Source organism: Kitasatospora hibisci (assembly GCF_043950205.1).
GTDB classification, from domain to species: domain Bacteria; phylum Actinomycetota; class Actinomycetes; order Streptomycetales; family Streptomycetaceae; genus Kitasatospora; species Kitasatospora hibisci.
This window is the reverse complement of record NZ_CP171642.1, coordinates 2649850-2665402: the sequence shown is the minus strand read 5'-3', so window position 1 is coordinate 2665402 and position 15553 is coordinate 2649850. Positions and strand designations below refer to the sequence as shown.

12 protein-coding genes are annotated in these 15553 nt (G+C 73.2%); 7 read left to right on the top strand and 5 right to left on the bottom strand.

The window, feature by feature from the left end:
• Nucleotides 1-175: 175 nt before the first annotated feature.
• Both ACF9IK_RS11370 and ACF9IK_RS11365 read right to left on the bottom strand, forming a co-directional pair.
• Nucleotides 176-1081 carry a sucrase ferredoxin gene (locus tag ACF9IK_RS11370; RefSeq protein ID WP_395294116.1) on the bottom strand — a complete coding sequence of 302 codons (906 nt, stop codon included), beginning with the start codon at nt 1079-1081 and terminating at the stop codon, nt 176-178.
• A gap of 86 nt (nt 1082-1167) precedes the next feature.
• Nucleotides 1168-3618, bottom strand: a complete 2451-nt coding sequence (locus ACF9IK_RS11365) for a DNA gyrase/topoisomerase IV subunit A (protein ID WP_395294115.1) — start codon at nt 3616-3618, stop codon at nt 1168-1170.
• A gap of 230 nt (nt 3619-3848) precedes the next feature.
• Here ACF9IK_RS11365 and ACF9IK_RS11360 point away from each other — a divergent pair, with 230 nt between their 5' ends.
• The 3 genes from ACF9IK_RS11360 (at nt 3849) to ACF9IK_RS11350 (ending at nt 8096) form a co-directional block, all read left to right on the top strand.
• Complete coding sequence (locus ACF9IK_RS11360; RefSeq protein ID WP_395294114.1) at nt 3849-5192, top strand: M16 family metallopeptidase; 1344 nt, start codon at nt 3849-3851, stop codon at nt 5190-5192.
• A gap of 20 nt (nt 5193-5212) precedes the next feature.
• Nucleotides 5213-6580, top strand: coding sequence for a M16 family metallopeptidase (locus ACF9IK_RS11355; protein WP_395298540.1), 1368 nt, complete (start codon nt 5213-5215; stop codon nt 6578-6580).
• A 322-nt stretch (nt 6581-6902) separates the two neighbouring features.
• A complete protein-coding gene (locus tag ACF9IK_RS11350) occupies nt 6903-8096 on the top strand; it encodes an RtcB family protein (protein WP_395294113.1) in 1194 nt (397 codons plus the stop codon).
• A gap of 56 nt (nt 8097-8152) precedes the next feature.
• On the opposite strand, the gene ACF9IK_RS11345 is transcribed toward ACF9IK_RS11350, so the two are convergent.
• The gene (locus ACF9IK_RS11345; protein ID WP_395294112.1) at nt 8153-8584 is read right to left on the bottom strand and encodes a hypothetical protein; all 432 of its coding nucleotides are present in this window, start codon (nt 8582-8584) and stop codon (nt 8153-8155) included.
• Nucleotides 8585-8700: 116 nt separating this feature from the next.
• Complete coding sequence (locus ACF9IK_RS11340; protein WP_395294111.1) at nt 8701-8982, bottom strand: HPr family phosphocarrier protein; 282 nt, start codon at nt 8980-8982, stop codon at nt 8701-8703.
• A gap of 241 nt (nt 8983-9223) precedes the next feature.
• Between ACF9IK_RS11340 and ACF9IK_RS11335 the strand changes: the two genes are divergently transcribed.
• The 4 genes from ACF9IK_RS11335 to ACF9IK_RS11320 all read left to right on the top strand — a co-directional run bounded on the left by ACF9IK_RS11335 (nt 9224) and on the right by ACF9IK_RS11320 (nt 14761).
• Nucleotides 9224-12109, top strand: a complete 2886-nt coding sequence (locus tag ACF9IK_RS11335) for a GNAT family N-acetyltransferase (RefSeq protein ID WP_395294110.1) — start codon at nt 9224-9226, stop codon at nt 12107-12109.
• Nucleotides 12110-12203: 94 nt separating this feature from the next.
• A complete protein-coding gene (locus tag ACF9IK_RS11330) occupies nt 12204-12803 on the top strand; it encodes a DUF5998 family protein (protein WP_238863920.1) in 600 nt (199 codons plus the stop codon).
• Between the two features lie 82 nt (nt 12804-12885).
• Entirely contained in the window at nt 12886-14070 is a 1185-nt protein-coding gene (locus ACF9IK_RS11325; RefSeq protein ID WP_395294109.1) for an alkaline phosphatase family protein, read from the top strand.
• Between the two features lie 34 nt (nt 14071-14104).
• Nucleotides 14105-14761: a thymidine kinase gene (locus ACF9IK_RS11320; protein WP_395294108.1), complete on the top strand. Its 657-nt coding sequence runs from the start codon at nt 14105-14107 to the stop codon at nt 14759-14761.
• Between the two features lie 19 nt (nt 14762-14780).
• On the opposite strand, the gene ACF9IK_RS11315 is transcribed toward ACF9IK_RS11320, so the two are convergent.
• Complete coding sequence (locus ACF9IK_RS11315; protein WP_395294107.1) at nt 14781-15527, bottom strand: VOC family protein; 747 nt, start codon at nt 15525-15527, stop codon at nt 14781-14783.
• Nucleotides 15528-15553: the final 26 nt, after the last annotated feature.

Sequence of the window (15553 nt, the reverse complement as noted above, 5' to 3'; positions counted from 1 at the left end):
CCGGACAGCGGGCGCGGGGCCGTTCACCTCACCGGCGGTCCCGCGCCCACCCCCACGGGCGCGGGGCCGTTGCACCGAGGAGCCGTTGTCCCGCGGGGCCGTCGCGGTGCGAGGCCGTCGCGGTGCCGGGCCGTCGCGGTGCGAGGCCGGCACGCGCCCGGGACCGGCGCCCCGGCTACGCCACCTGCCGCACCGCCGTCACGTCCATCCGCGACGGCGTCCCCGCCGCCTTGCCGCAGCTCTCCGGCCGGGCCGGCTCGCTCACGCCCTCGACCACCTCGACCTCCCAGACGCGGCCGTCCTCGTGCACCACCCCGACCAGCCAGCGCCCCTCGCCCGCCGACCGCTGCGTCACCGTCAGCACGTCCACCGCGGTCTCCCCGGTGGCCACCCGTACCGCATGGTCGGCCGCCTGGCCCGGACGGTCCCAGCCCGAGCGGCCCCGCGACCACTCCGGCACCATGTGCCCGGCCGCAGTCGCCGCCAGCACGTCCTTGGCGCTCCCCGCCGTCAGCCGCCCGTACGCGTAGCCGTACGGCAGCACCAGCATCGTGGGGGAGAAGCGGTGCCCGCCGAGGTGCGTCACCTCCCACACCTCGCTGTGCCCGGCGGTCGCCAACTCCGCCGCCAGCGGCCGTCCCAGCAGCGCGCAGCAGCGGTCCCGGCGCCCGTTCGTGCAGACCAGCGCGATCGGCCCGCCCACGTGCTCGGCGCCGAACCCGCCGTGATCACCGGCGCCCAGCGCCTCGAAGTCCAGCTCCAGCAACTCCGCCGGATCGGCCACCGCCGCCCGGCGCACCCAGCTCCGGCCCGGCACCGCGTGCGCCACGAGCACCTCGTGCCGCGCGGCCGGCAGGCAGTCCGCGTGCCGCCCGGGCCGGCGGATCAGTGCCACCCGCACCCCGGTCCCGGCGGCGGCCGCCTCCAGCGCCCGCCCCACCGCAGCGTCAAGATGGCTCTCACCCAGCGCCTTCGCCCCCCACGGACCGTTCTGTTCCACCAGCAGCCAGGTGGTGGCGGTCGCCGCGGTGGCGGCAAGCGGCTCGGACAGCTCCCGCGACAACGTCGCACACGTGCTCACGCAGGAAAGGCTACCCGTACCGAAAAGCCCGCGGCGGACCACCCGGAGATGTCCCGCCGCGGGCCGCGAACCCGTACCGGGCGCCGCTACGCCGGGCCGGCCACCACCGCGATCGGCGCCGTCACGGGCGTGCCCGAGCCGTCCCGCCGCGGGTCCCGCTCCGGCAGCTCGACCGGCGCGCCCTTGGCCGACGCCGCCTTGGCCGGCGCCGCGCCCGCCCAGGCGAAGGAGAGTGCGTCCTCACCGCGCAGGAAGCGCTGACAGCGGACACCGCCGGTGGCCCGCCCCTTGCGCGGGTACTGCTCGAACGGCGTGACCTTCCACGTCGACTGCGCCTCGCCGGTCAGCGTGCCCGAGGCACCGGCCACCGAGACGACCACCGCGTCCGCCGCCGGATCGACCGCGGTGAACGACAGCACCCGGGCACCGTCCGACAGCTTGATCCCCGCCATGCCGCCCGCCGGCCGGCCCTGCGGACGGACCTGGCCCGCCGGATAGCGCAGCAGCTGGGCGTCCGAGGTGATGAAGACCAAGTCCTCCTCACCCGTGCGCAGTTCCACCGCGCCGACCAGCTCGTCGCCCTCCTTGAGCGCGATCACCTCGAACTCGTCCTTGTTCGCCGGCCACTCCGGGACCACCCGCTTCACCACGCCCTGCACGGTGCCCAGTGCCAGCCCCGGCGAGGACTCGTCCAGCGTGGTCAGCGCCAGCACCCGCTCACCCGCCTCCAGACGCAGGAACTCGTCCACCGCGGCACCGCCCGCCAGCGTCGGCGACGGCGTCGGCGGCAGCGCCGGCAGATCGATCACCGGCAGCCGCAGCACCCGGCCCGCCGACGTCACCACGCCCACGTCCGCCCGCGCCGTGGCCGGCACCGCCGACACGATCACATCGTGCTTCGCCCGCTTCTCGGACAGCTCGAACGGCTCGCCGTCCGCCGTCCGCGCCAGCAGACCCGTCGACGACAGCAGCACCCGGCACGGGTCGTCCGCCACCTCCAGCGGCACCGACAGCGCCGCCGACGGCGCTGCGCCCGCCTCCAGCAACACCGTCCGCCGCTCGGTGCCGAACTGCTTCGACACCGCGCCCAGCTCGCCCGACACCACGCTGCGCAGCCGCGCGTCCGACTCCAGGATCTCCGTCAGCTCCGCGATCTCCGCGGTCAGCTTCGCCTGCTCCTCCTCCAGCTCCACCCGGTCGAACCGGGTCAGCCGCCGCAGGGGGGTGTCCAGGATGTACGCCGTCTGCGTCTCCGACAGCGAGAAGCGCTCCATCAGGCGCTCCTTCGCCTGCGCCGCGTTGTCGCTGGACCGGATGATCGCGATGACCTCGTCGATGTCGACCAGCGCCACCAGCAGGCCCTCGACCAGGTGCAGCCGCTCCTGGCGCTTGCGGCGGCGGAAGTCGCTGCGCCGGCGCACCACGTTGAAGCGGTGGTCGACGTAGACCTCCAGCAACTCCTTCAGACCCAGCGTCAGCGGCTGGCCGTCCACCAGCGCCACGTTGTTGATGCCGAAGGTCTCCTCCATCGGCGTCAGCTTGTACAGCTGCTCCAGCAGCGCCTCCGGCACGAAGCCGTTCTTCACCTCGATCACCAGCCGCAGCCCGTGTTCGCGGTCGGTGAGGTCCTTGACGTCCGCGATGCCCTGCAGCTTCTTCGCGTTGACCAGGTCCTTGATCTTCGAGATCACCTTCTCCGGGCCGACGTTGTACGGCAGCTCGGTGACCACGATGCCCTTGCGGCGGGCCGTCACCGCCTCCACCGTCGCCGTCGCCCGGATCTTGAAGGTGCCGCGGCCCGACTCGTAGGCGTCCCGGATCCCCGACAGGCCGACGATCCGCCCGCCCGTCGGCAGGTCCGGACCGGGCACGAACCGCATCAGCGTGTCCAGGTCCGCGTTCGGGTGCTTGATCAGGTGCCGGGCGGCCGCCACCACCTCGGACAGGTTGTGCGGCGGCATGTTGGTCGCCATGCCGACCGCGATCCCCGTCGCGCCGTTCACCAGCAGGTTCGGGAACGCGGCCGGCAGCGCGATCGGCTCCTGCTCGCTGCCGTCGTAGTTCGGACCGAAGTCGACCGTGTCCTCGTGGATCGACTCCACCATCGCCATCGACGCGGCCGTCAGCCGCGACTCGGTGTAGCGCATCGCGGCCGGCGGGTCGTCGTTGCCCAGCGAACCGAAGTTCCCGTGGCCGTCGATCAGCGGCAGCCGCATCGAGAACGGCTGCGCCATGCGGACGACCGAGTCGTAGATCGACGCGTCACCGTGGGGGTGCAGCCGGCCCATCACCTCGCCCACCAGGCGGGCGCACTTCACGTGCCCCCGCTCCGGGCGCAGTCCCATCTCGTTGGCCTGGTACAGGATCCGCCGGTGCACCGGCTTCAGACCGTCCCGCGCGTCCGGCAGCGCGCGCGAGTAGATCACCGAGTAGGCGTACTCCAGGAAGGAGCCCTGCATCTCGTCCACGACGTCGACGTCGAGGATCCGCTCCTCGAAATCTCCGGGCGGCGGGGTCTGCGAACTGCGGCGGGCCATCGCGGCGGGGCTCCCTTGCGTCTTGTCTGCGTCTGCGGTTCTGCTCTGCTTCGGATCACGGCTCAGCGCCCCCATTGTGGACCCTCCCGCAGACAATCCCCGCCGCCGCCCCTCTTCCGCCCCTGGCGAACGCCCCGCCAGCGCGGACACATCCGCGCCCTTCGCGCGTTGCACCACAATGGGGACGCCACACGAACCCCCGACATCGACGACGGGAAGGACCCGAGCGCATGGCCAACCCGGCCCCCGCCTCAACCCGAGGCATCGCCATCACCGAGCACCGCCTGGCCAACGGCCTGCGCGTCGTCCTCTCCGAGGACCACCTCACCCCGGTCGCCGCCGTCTGCCTCTGGTACGACGTGGGCTCCCGCCACGAGGTGAAGGGCCGTACCGGCCTGGCCCACCTGTTCGAGCACCTCATGTTCCAGGGCTCCGCCAACGTCTCGAACAACGGCCACTTCGAGCTCGTCCAGGGCGCAGGCGGTTCGCTCAACGGCACCACCAGCTTCGAGCGCACCAACTACTTCGAGACCATGCCCGCCCACCAGCTGGAGCTCGCCCTCTGGCTGGAGGCCGACCGGATGGGCTCGCTGCTCGCCGCCCTCGACGACGCCTCGATGGAGAACCAGCGCGACGTCGTCAAGAACGAGCGCCGCCAGCGTTACGACAACGTCCCCTACGGCACCGCCTTCGAGAAGCTCACCGCGCTCTCCTTCCCCGACGGCCACCCCTACCACCACACCCCCATCGGCTCGATGGCCGACCTGGACGCCGCCACGCTGGAGGACGCCCGCACGTTCTTCCGCACCTACTACGCGCCCAACAACGCCGTCCTCTCCGTCGTCGGCGACATCGACCCCGAGCAGACCATCGCCTGGGTCGAGAAGTACTTCGGCACCATCCCCGCCCACGACGCCAAACAGCCCCCGCGCGACGGCACCCTGCCCGACACCATCGGCGGCGAACTGCGCGAACTCATCCGCGAGGACGTCCCCTCCCGCGCCCTGATGGCCGCCTACCGCCTCCCGCACGACGGCACCCGCGAGGCCGACGCCGCCGACCTCGCCCTCACCATCCTCGGCAGCGGCGAGTCCAGCCGCCTCTACAACCGCCTCGTCCGCCGCGACCGCACCGCCGTCGCCGCCGGCTTCGGCCTGCTCCGCCTCGCCGGCGCCCCCAGCCTCGGCTGGCTCGACGTCAAGACCTCCGGCGACGCCACCGTCGAGCAGATCGACACCGCCGTCGACGAGGAGCTCGCCCGCTTCGCCGCCGAAGGCCCCACCGCCGCCGAACTTGAGCGCGCCCAGGCCCAGATCGAGCGCGAATGGCTCGACCGGCTCACCACCGTCGCCGGCCGCGCCGACGAACTCTGCCGCTACGCCGTCCTCTTCGGCGACCCGAAGCTGCTCAACGAAGCCCTCCCCAAGGTGCTCGACGTCACCGCCGAGGAGGTGCAGGCCGTCGCCCAGGCCCGCCTGCACCCGCGCAACCGGGCCGTCCTCGTCTACGAGCCCACCCCCGCCGACGACACCGACACCACCGCCGCCACCGACGAGGAGGGCACCGCCGCATGAGCACGGACCACGTCCCCGCCATGACGTTCCACCCCCAGCCCAAGCCCGGCACCCCCAGCCCGTGGGCCTTCCCGGCCCCCGAACGCGCCGCCCTCGGCAACGGCATCACCGTCCTGCACTGCCACCGCCCCGGCCAGCAGCTGGTCGCCGTCGACGTCCTGCTCGACGCCCCGCTCGCCGCCGAACCCGACGGCCTCGACGGCATCGCGGGCATCCTCGCCCGCGCCCTCAGCGAGGGCACCGACACCCTCACCGCCGAGGAGTTCGCCGCCGAGCTGGAGCGCGCCGGCGCCACCCTCGACGCGCACGCCGACCACCCCTGCATCCGGGTCTCGCTCGAAGTCCCCGCCAGCCGGCTCCAGCGCGGGCTCAGCCTGCTCGCCGACGCCCTGCGGGCCCCCGCACTGCCCGAGGACGAGATCGAGCGCCTCGTCGCCAACCGCCTCGACGAGATCGTCCACGAGCAGGCCAACCCCGCCCGCCGTGCGGCCAAGGCCCTCTACGCCGAGCTCTTCGACGGCGCCGACCGCCTCTCCCGCCCCCGCGGCGGCACCGCCGAGACGGTCAAGTCCATCGACCGCGGCGGCGTCAAGGCCTTCTACGACACCCACATCCGGCCCGCCACCACCACCGTCGTCGTGGTCGGCGACCTCACCGGCACCGACCTGCCCGCGCTGCTGGAGAACACCCTCGGCACCTGGACCGCCGCCCCCGCCGAGGCCGGCGTCCACGCCCCGGTCACCGCCGACGACACCGGCCGCGTCGTCATCGTCGACCGGCCGGGCTCGGTCCAGACCCAGCTGCTCATCGGCCGCATCGGCCCGGACCGCCACGACCCCGCCTGGGCCGCCCAGATCCTCGGCACCTACTGCCTCGGCGGCACCCTCACCTCCCGCCTCGACCGGGTGCTGCGCGAGGAGAAGGGCTACACCTACGGAGTCCGGGCCTTCGCCCAGCCGCTGCGCTCCGCCGCCGACGGCAGCGGCCGCGCGCTGCTCGCGATCAGCGGCTCGGTGGACACCGCCTCCACCGCCCCGGCGCTCGCCGACACCTGGACCATCCTGCGCACCCTCGCCGCCGAGGGCCTCACCGACGCCGAGCGCGACGAGGCCGTGCAGTTCCTGGTCGGCGTCGCGCCGCTGAAGTACGAGACCGCGGGCTCCGTCGCCGGCACCCTGGCCGACCAGGTCGAGCAGCACCTGCCGGACGACTACCAGGCCGAGGTCTACCGGCAGATGGCCGAACTCCCCACCGCCGCCGCCACCGATGCCGTGGTCGCCGCCTTCCCGCCGGACCGCCTGGTCACCGTGCTGGTCGGCGACGCGTCGGCGTTCGCGGAGCAGGTGCGCGGGCTCGGCATCGGCGAGGTCACCGTGATCAGCGCCTGAGACCGCCGAACCCCGGTACGGGCAGGGCCCGGTGGAGCACTCCGCTCCGCCGGGCCCGCCGTCGTTAATGCCTTGCGGGGCGCGAGCGCGCTGTGGGTAGATATCCCCCGGGCAGCCGGTACACACCGGCACACACACGGAGAGGAGGCGGTCACCATGCGGGTCGAGCCGACCATACTGCGCTCCCCGAGGCCGTCGTCCTCCCGACGCCGCCCCTCCGCAGTCTGAGCACTGCCCCTGATCTTCCCCGAGCCGCGCCGGGACTCTTCGCGCGGCACCACACCTACGCTTGAACCAACCGACCTTTGGAGGTCGTTCAACCATGTCGTACACCGAGGTGCCCGGCATCCGGGTCCCGATCCGGATGTGGACCGACCCGGCCACCGTCGAGGGCCAGGCCATGCAGCAGCTGCGCAACATCAGCTCGCTGCCCTGGCTGCACGGCCTCGCCGTGATGCCGGACGTCCACCTGGGCAAGGGCGCGACCGTCGGCTCCGTGATCGCGATGAAGGGTGCCGTCTGCCCGGCGGCGGTCGGCGTGGACATCGGCTGCGGGATGAGTGCGGTGAAGACCTCGCTGACCGCGAAGGACCTGCCGGACGACCTGTCCCGCCTCCGCTCCAAGATCGAGCAGGCCATCCCGGTCGGCCGCGGTCTCCACACCGACCCGGTCGACCCGCGCAAGCTGCACGGCTTCGCGACGGCGGGCTGGGACGACTTCTGGCAGCGCTTCGACGGGGTGGCCCCGGAGGTCAAGTGGCGCCGCGAACGGGCCATGCAGCAGATGGGAACGCTCGGAAGTGGAAACCACTTCTCGGAGTTGTGCATTGATGACACCGGTTCTGTCTGGTTGATGCTGCATTCCGGATCGCGCAACATCGGTAAGGAGCTGGCCGAGCACCACATGGGGGTGGCGCGCTCACTTCCGCACAACCAGGGCTTGGTCGACCGTGATCTCGCGGTGTTCATTTCGGACACCCCGCAGATGGCGGCCTACCGTCAGGACCTCTTCTGGGCGCAGGAGTACGCCAAGAACAACCGCGCGGTGATGATGGCACTGTTCCAGGACGTCGTCCGCCGAGAGTTCGCCAAGGCGAGGGTCGCCTTCGACGAGGTCATCAGCTGCCACCACAACTACGTGGCGGAGGAGCAGTACGACGGCGTCGACCTGCTGGTGACCCGCAAGGGCGCGATCAGGGCTGGCTCCGGCGACTACGGGATCATCCCCGGCTCGATGGGGACGGGTTCGTACATCGTCCGCGGCCTCGGAAACGAGGCGGCGTTCAACTCGGCCTCGCACGGTGCCGGCCGGAAGATGAGCCGCAGCGCGGCGAAGAAGCGGTTCACCACTCAGGACCTGGTCGAGCAGACCAAGGGCGTGGAGTGCCGCAAGGACTCCGGTGTCGTGGACGAGATCCCGGGTGCCTACAAGTCCATCGAGAAGGTCATCGAGCAGCAGAAGGACCTGGTCGAGATCGTGGCCCACCTGAAGCAGGTCGTCTGCGTCAAGGGCTGATACATGGAGGAGGCCCCCGGGGGACCCGGGGGCCTCCTCCATGGGGCCTTCGAGGCTCACGAACGGGAGGTCCTGCGAGTGCGTCCCACCGAGCCGTCGGCATCGACCAAGCCCCTCGCGTAGTCGCGCTCGGAGAAGGGGACGGTCGGTGGCACGACGGTCTCGGACTGCCGCCCCGCGGGCAGGCCCAGTGCCTGAAGCTCCTCCCGGAACCCGCGGGCGCAGACGGTCCACACCGCCGAGGTGTACTCCGCCTTGGAATGCGTGTCGCGGGTCCGGTGGCGAATGCTCCCGTTGTACGGGCAGAGCCGCTGGAACTCCTCCAGGATCGGGGCGGCGCGCGCCGGGAGCCCCACGGTGAGCCGGCCGCGATTGCGGGACTGCTCTGTGAGGTGTCCGTCCGCCCGGAGAAAGGCGGACAGGTGTGCGTGGTCGGGTCGTTCGAGGTCGAGGAACGTCCTGCGGCGAGCATCTGTGCGATCGGTCACCGCTGTGGGCCGATCGCTCACCGGTTCGCCCGATGGTGTGGATGCGGCCGGGTGTGCGAGCAGAAGCGTCCGGCAGTGCTAGGCACTGCCGGACGCTTTCTGCTGGCCGGACCCGCTCAGGCGGCGGCGGGGAGTTCGTCGAGGCCTTCGGTGACGAGCTTGGCGAGGCGGTCCAGGGCCTGGTCGGCGCCGTCGGCGTCGGAGGCGAGGACGACCTCGTCGCCGCCCTGGGCGCCGATGCCGAGCAGGCCGAGCAGCGAGGCGGCGTTGACCGGGACGCCGCCCGGCTTGGCGATGGTGATCGGCACGCCGGTGGCCGCCACGGCCTTGACGAAGACGGCGGCGGGACGGGCGTGCAGGCCCTCGGCCCAACCGATGGTGACGCGGCGCTCAGCCATGAGACGTGCCTTTCCGGTGAAGCTGGTCATGGCCGGGCTTGGGGGAGGCGGCCATGTTGTCTAGACCAGTGTTGCACGCAGGGGACTTCTCCGAGCCGCCCCGTTCGGGAGTTGTGATTGTTTCTTTCGGGGGCATAAGAAGGGGCTCAAGACCCGGCCGGCGGACCCCTCGGGCCCTGTCCACCCTGCCCCGGGTGCATGCCCGGCGCCATTCGGCTCGTCGCCGGATAACCTGACGAATGTGGACGACGCCGCGGTACCGCACCCCGAGCAGAGCGAGCCGGACTACCCGCAGCACTGGGAGGCCGACATCCTCCTGCGTGACGGCGGCACGGCCCGGATCCGGCCGATCACGCCCGACGACGCCGGCCGCCTGGTCGAGTTCTACGAGCAGGTCTCCGACCAGTCCAAGTACTTCCGCTTCTTCGCGCCCTACCCCCGGCTCTCCGACAAGGACGTCCGCCGCTTCACCCACCACGACTTCGTGAACCGGGTCGGCCTCGCCGTGGTGATCCGCGACCGCTTCATCGCCACCGTCCGCTACGACCGGATCGACGCAGAGGGCCGCCCCTCCGAGACCGGTACCGACGCCGAGGTCGCCTTCCTGGTGCAGGACGCCCACCAGGGCCGCGGGGTCGCCTCCGCGCTGCTGGAGCACATCGCCGCGGTCGCGCAGGAGCGCGGGATCCGCCGCTTCCAGGCCGAGGTGCTGCCGGAGAACCGGAAGATGGTGAAGGTCTTCACGGACGCCGGCTACACCCAGCACCGCAGCTTCGCCGACGGCGTGGTCCACCTGGAGCTCGACCTGGAGCCGACCGCGGCCTCGCTCGCCGTCATGCGGGCGCGCGAGCACCGCGCCGAGGCGAGGTCGGTGCAGCGGCTGCTCACCCCGCGCTCGGTGGCGGTCCTGGGCGCCTCGCGCAACCCGCAGACCGTCGGCCGGGCGCTCCTGCGCGACCTGCTGGTCGGCTTCGAGGCCGGCGGCAAGGACGACGACCGCCGGATCTACGCGGTGAACCGCAACGCCCCGGCCGGTACCGAGGTCGACGGCGTCCCGGTGCACCGCTCGATCCTGGACATCCCAGGCCCGGTGGACCTCGCGGTGATCGCCGTCCCGGCCGGCGCCGTCCCCGACGCCGTCGCCGAGTGCGGCGCGCACGGTGTGCAGGGCCTGGTGGTGGTCACGGCCGGCTACGCCGAGACCGGCCCCGAGGGCCGCGACCGCCAGCGCGCCCTGGTCCGCCAGGCCCGTGCGGCCGGCATGCGGGTGATCGGGCCGAACGCCTTCGGCCTGATCAACACCGATCCCGAGCACCCGCTCAACGCCTCGCTCGCGCCCGCCCTGCCGCAGCGCGGCGGCTTCGGGATCTTCTGCCAGTCGGGCGCGATCGGCGTCGCCCTGCTGGAGGCCGCCCACCGCCGCGGCCTCGGGGTCTCCTCCTTCGCCTCGGTCGGCAATCGCGCCGACGTCTCCGGCAACGACCTCCTCCAGTACTGGGCCGAGGACCCGGCCACCGACGTGGTGCTGCTCTACCTGGAGTCCTTCGGCAATCCCCGCAAGTTCACCCGGATCGCCCGCCGGCTGGCCGCCGCCAAGCCGATCGTGGTGGTCAAGGGCGCCCGCCACACCGGCAGCCTGCCCCCCGGCCACACCGTCCCGGCCACCGCCACCGGGCTGCGCGACGCCACCGTCGACGCGCTGTTCGAGCAGGCCGGCGTCACCCGGGTGGAGACCATCACCGAGCTGTACGACACCGGGGAACTGCTCGCCCTGCAGCCGCTGCCGCCGGGTGACCGGGTCGCCGTCGTCGGCAACTCCGACTCGCTCGGCCTGCTCACCCACGACGCCTGCCTCAGCGCCGGGCTGCGCCCCCGCACCCCCGTCGACCTGACCACCGCCGCCACCGGCGAGAACTTCCGGATCGCACTGGACGTGGCCCTGGAGGACCAGGCCGTGGACGCGGTGATCGCGGTGGCCATCCCGCCGATCGGCACCTCCGCGCACGCTTTCATGGGCGGCCGGCTGGCCGGCCCGGACGACCCGGAGATGGGCTCCGACGACCCCGAGATCGCCGCAGCCCTGCTCGAAGCCGGTGACCGCGCCCGCGAGTTGGGCAAGCCGCTGCTGCTGACCCACCTGGCGCTCACCGACCTGCCGAACCGGCTGCGGCCCGGCGGCATCCCCGCCTACCCGGCCCCCGAGCGGGCCGTCCGCGCCCTCGCCCACGCGGTGCACTACGCCCACTGGCGCCGCCGGACGGTCGTGGCCGAGGAGACCGCCCGCGTTCCCGAGCTGGACCGGATCGACGAGGGCGCCGCCCGGGCCCGGGTCGGGGCCGTGCTCTCCACCCGCACGGCTGCCCGCCCGTCGCCCGCCACCACCCTTGACCGTGGCGCTGCGCGCCAGGGCTTCTTCGCCCGCACCCAGCCCGGCGGGGCGCGGATCACCCTGCCGGACACCGAGGCCGCCGCGCTGCTGGCCGACTACGGCATCGACGTCTCGCCGACCCTGCCCGCCCCCGACGAGGAGTCCGCCGTCCGCGCCGCGGCGGCGATCGGCTACCCCGTCGCGCTCAAGGCCACCGCCCCGCACCTGCGCCACCGGCCCGACCTGGGCAGCGTCCGGCTGGACCTGACCGGCGAACCGGGGCTGCGCCGCGCCCACCGCGAGCTGGACGCCCTGCTCGGCGGGGCCGCCCAGGCGGAGCTGGTCGTCCAGCGGCTGGCCCCGCGCGGGGTGGACACCGTGATCGGCGCCACGGTCGACCCCGCGGTCGGCGCGATCCTCTCCTTCGGTCTGGCCGGCGCCCCCGCCGAGCTGCTCGGCGACGTCGCGCACCGGCTCGTCCCGGCCACCGACCAGGACGTGGCAGGGCTGATCCGCGAGGTCCGGGCGGCGCCGCTGCTGTTCGGCTGGCGCGGGGCCGAGGCGGTGGACACCGGTGCCCTGGAGGAGCTGCTGCTGCGGGTCTCCCGGCTGGTCGACGACCTGCCGGAGGTCACCTCGGTGGATCTCGAACCCGTGGTCGTGGCCCCGCACGGACTGGCGATCCTGGGGGCGCGAGTGCGGCTCGCGCCCCTGCCCGTCCGCAGCGATCTGGGCCCGCGCGCCATGAGCACCCTGTAACCTTCCTTGGTTGCGCCCCGCCCCGGGGCGCTGTTGCCCGGAAGCTCGGCGCCGCGCCGCCCGCTTCGTCGGCGGACCATGCCAGGATGGAGTTATGGCGAAGACCGGTACCACCACCACTCAGGACCTGCGCTCGGCGATCGAGCGCAGCGGCTACTACCCGGCCCTGGTGTCCGAGGCGGTCGAGTCCGCGGTGGGTCCCGAGCCGATCAGCTCCTACCTGGTGCACCAGGAGACCACCTTCGACGCCAACGAGGTCCGCCGGCACGTCACCGTGCTCGTGCTGACCCCGACCCGCTTCGTGGTGAGCCACACCGACGAGCAGTCCGGTGACGGCGCCGGTGCGGCGGTGCCCTTCGCGACGACCTCCACCGAGAGCGTCCGGCTGGACCGGATCGGTTCGGTCGTGGTGAGCCGGATGGTCGCCAACCCGGAGACGTACACCCCGGGCACGCTGCCGCGCGAGGTCGTGCTGACCATCGGCTGGGGCGCGGTGCAGCGGCTCGACCTGGAGCCGGCCGGCTGCTCGGACCCGAACTGCGAGGCGGACCACGGCTACACCGGGTCGGCCACCGCTGACGACCTGTCACTTCGGGTCAGTGAGGCGGGCGACGGCCCGGAGACGGTCGCCCAGGCACTGGTGTTCGCCCGCGCGCTCTCCGACGCGACGATCAGCAACGGCCCGCGGGTCTGAGTCCCGGGCCGTGCGGCACGCGCCGCACGGCCGTGCGACCCACCGGCCACGCAACGGAAGCCAGGAAGCCAGCCTCTCAGCCATGTCCTTCGCACCCGACGGCCACGACGCCTTCGAGATCCTCGACCCCGCCACCGCCCCGGCGCCCCCGTACGGAGGCGGCTCGCTCTGCGACCTGCTGCCCTCGGTGGCGGCCGGCCTCGGTGTGCCCGGCTTCACGGCGACGCTGCCGATCGAGCCCGCCGACCGGGTGGTGGTGTTCCTGGTCGACGGCCTCGGCTGGGAGCTACTGCTGCGCCACCCCGAGTACGCGCCGTTCCTCTCCTCGCTGGCCGGTAGCTCGCTCGGCGGCTCCGGCCGCCCGCTGACCGCGGGCTTCCCGTCCACCACCGCCACCTCGCTGGCCTCGGTGGGCACCGGGACGCCGCCCGGCCTGCACGGTCTGGCCGGCTACACGGTGGCCGTTCCGGGCGCAGGCTACCTGATGAACCAGCTCCGCTGGCAGCCGCACACGGACCCGGCGGTCTGGCAGCCCTATCCGACGGTGTTCGAGCAGACCCATCTGGCGGGGGTGGCGACGGCGCAGGTCTCGTCACCGCTGTTCGCCCAGACCCCGCTGACCCGGGTGGCGCTCTCGGGCGGCAGCTTCCTCGGCCGCACCACGGGCGAGGAGCGGATGGACCGGGCCGCCGCCTGGCTGGCCGAGCACGACCGCGCCCTCGTGTACACCTACGTGAGCGAGCTGGACGGCGCCGGTCACCGGTTCGGGGTGGACTCCGACGAGTGGCGGATGACGCTGGACGCGGTGGACCGCCTGGCCCGCCGGCTCGCCGAGCAGCTGCCGCCCCGCTCGGCGATGTACGTCACCGCCGACCACGGCATGATCGACATCGCGCCGGAGGACCGGATCGACTTCGACGAGGACTGGGAGCTCGGGGCCGGCGTGGCGCTGCTCGGCGGGGAGGGCCGGGCCCGGCACGTGTACGCCGTGCCGGGGGCGGCCACCGACGTGCACACGGTCTGGAGCGAGGTGCTCGGCGACCGGATGTGGGTGGCCACCCGGGACGAGGCGATCGCCGCCGGCTGGTTCGGCCCGTCGGTGGACGAGCGGGTCTACCACCGGATCGGCGACGTGGTGGCCGCCGCCCGTGACGACGTCGCCGTGATCGCCTCCCGCAACGAGCCCGGTGAGTCCGCGATGATCGGTCTGCACGGCTCGATGACCGCGGTGGAGCAGTTCGTGCCGCTGCTCGAAGTCCGCCGCTGAACCCCCCTTCCTCTGAAAGGCCTCTGCACCACCCATGGCTGAACTGGTGTTCTTCTCGGGCACGATGGACTGCGGCAAGTCGACGCTCGCGCTCCAGATGGACCACAACCACGCCGCCCGCGGCCGACAGGGGATCATCCTCACCCGTCACGACCGGGCCGGTGCGGCCACCATCTCCAGCCGGCTCGGGCTGCGTGCGGAGGCGGTCGAGGTCGCGGACGACTTCGACTTCCACGCCCATGTGGTGCACCGGCTCTCGGCCGGCGGCCGGGTGGACTACCTGATCTGCGACGAGGCCCAGTTCTTCGCCGCCGAGCAGGTCGACCAGTTGGCCCGGGTGGTGGACGAACTCGGCATCGACGTCTTCACGTTCGGGATCACCACGGACTTCCGGACCAGGCTCTTCCCCGGCTCGCAGCGGCTGATCGAGCTCGCCGACCGGGTCGAGGTGCTCCAGGTCGAGGCGCTCTGCTGGTGCGGTGCGCGGGCCACCCACAACGCCCGCACGGTGGGCGGCGTGATGGTGGTCGAGGGCGCCCAGGTCGTCATCGGCGACATCTCGGTGAGCGAGGACGAGGTCGGCTACGAGGTGCTCTGCCGCCGCCACCACCGCCGTCGGCTGACCGCGGCCACCGCCCGTGCCTCGGTGCTCTCCCCGGACGTGCTCCCGTTCGAGGAGCAGCAGGCCTGAGACCGGGGACGCCCCCGGGTCAGGGCTCCAGGACCGAGAAGTGGCCGCCCTGCGGGTCGGCCAGCCGGGCGGCCCGGCCGCGCGCGGTCGCGTGCGGCTCCACCAGCACCCGACCGCCGAGCTCGACCGCCCGACGCGCCGTCCACCCGGCGTCCCGGACGGCGAAGTGGACCCGCCAGCGCGGCGGGTGACCGCGCAGCTCGGTGCCGGGGCGCAGACCCGCCACCGGCCGCCCGTCCACCAGCAGTGCGGACCCGCCGTCGGCGGCGGTGACCGGTCGGCCCAGCACCGTGCCGTAGAAGGCCGCCGCGCCCGCCTCGTCCGGGGTGAGCAGCTCGGCCCAGGCTGGCCCGCCGGGCTCGGGGCCGGCCTCCCGGCCGGTGTGCTCCTCGCCCTGCCAGAGTCCGAAGACCGCGCCGGACACGTCGGCCGCGATCGCCAGCCGCCCGGCCCGTTCGGCCTGGAGGGGGCCGACCGCGACCGTGCCGCCGCACTCGTGCACCAGCTGGGCCGTCCGGTCGGCGCTGTCCACGGCGAAGTAGGTGGTCCACTGCACGGGGAAGCCCGGCACCGACGAGACGCCCAGCCCGGCCACCGGCTCCCCGGCCGATTCGGCCCGCACGTAGTCGCCGAGCTGGCCGGGGCCGGGCGTGTACGTCCAGCCGAGCAGCTCGCCGTAGAACGCCCGGGCGCCGGCCAGGTCGTCGGTCATCAGGCTGAACCAGCACGGTGTGCCCTGGGCCAGCCGGAGCTTCACCGCAGGCATGCGGGCCTCCTCCTCACGGGGCGGTC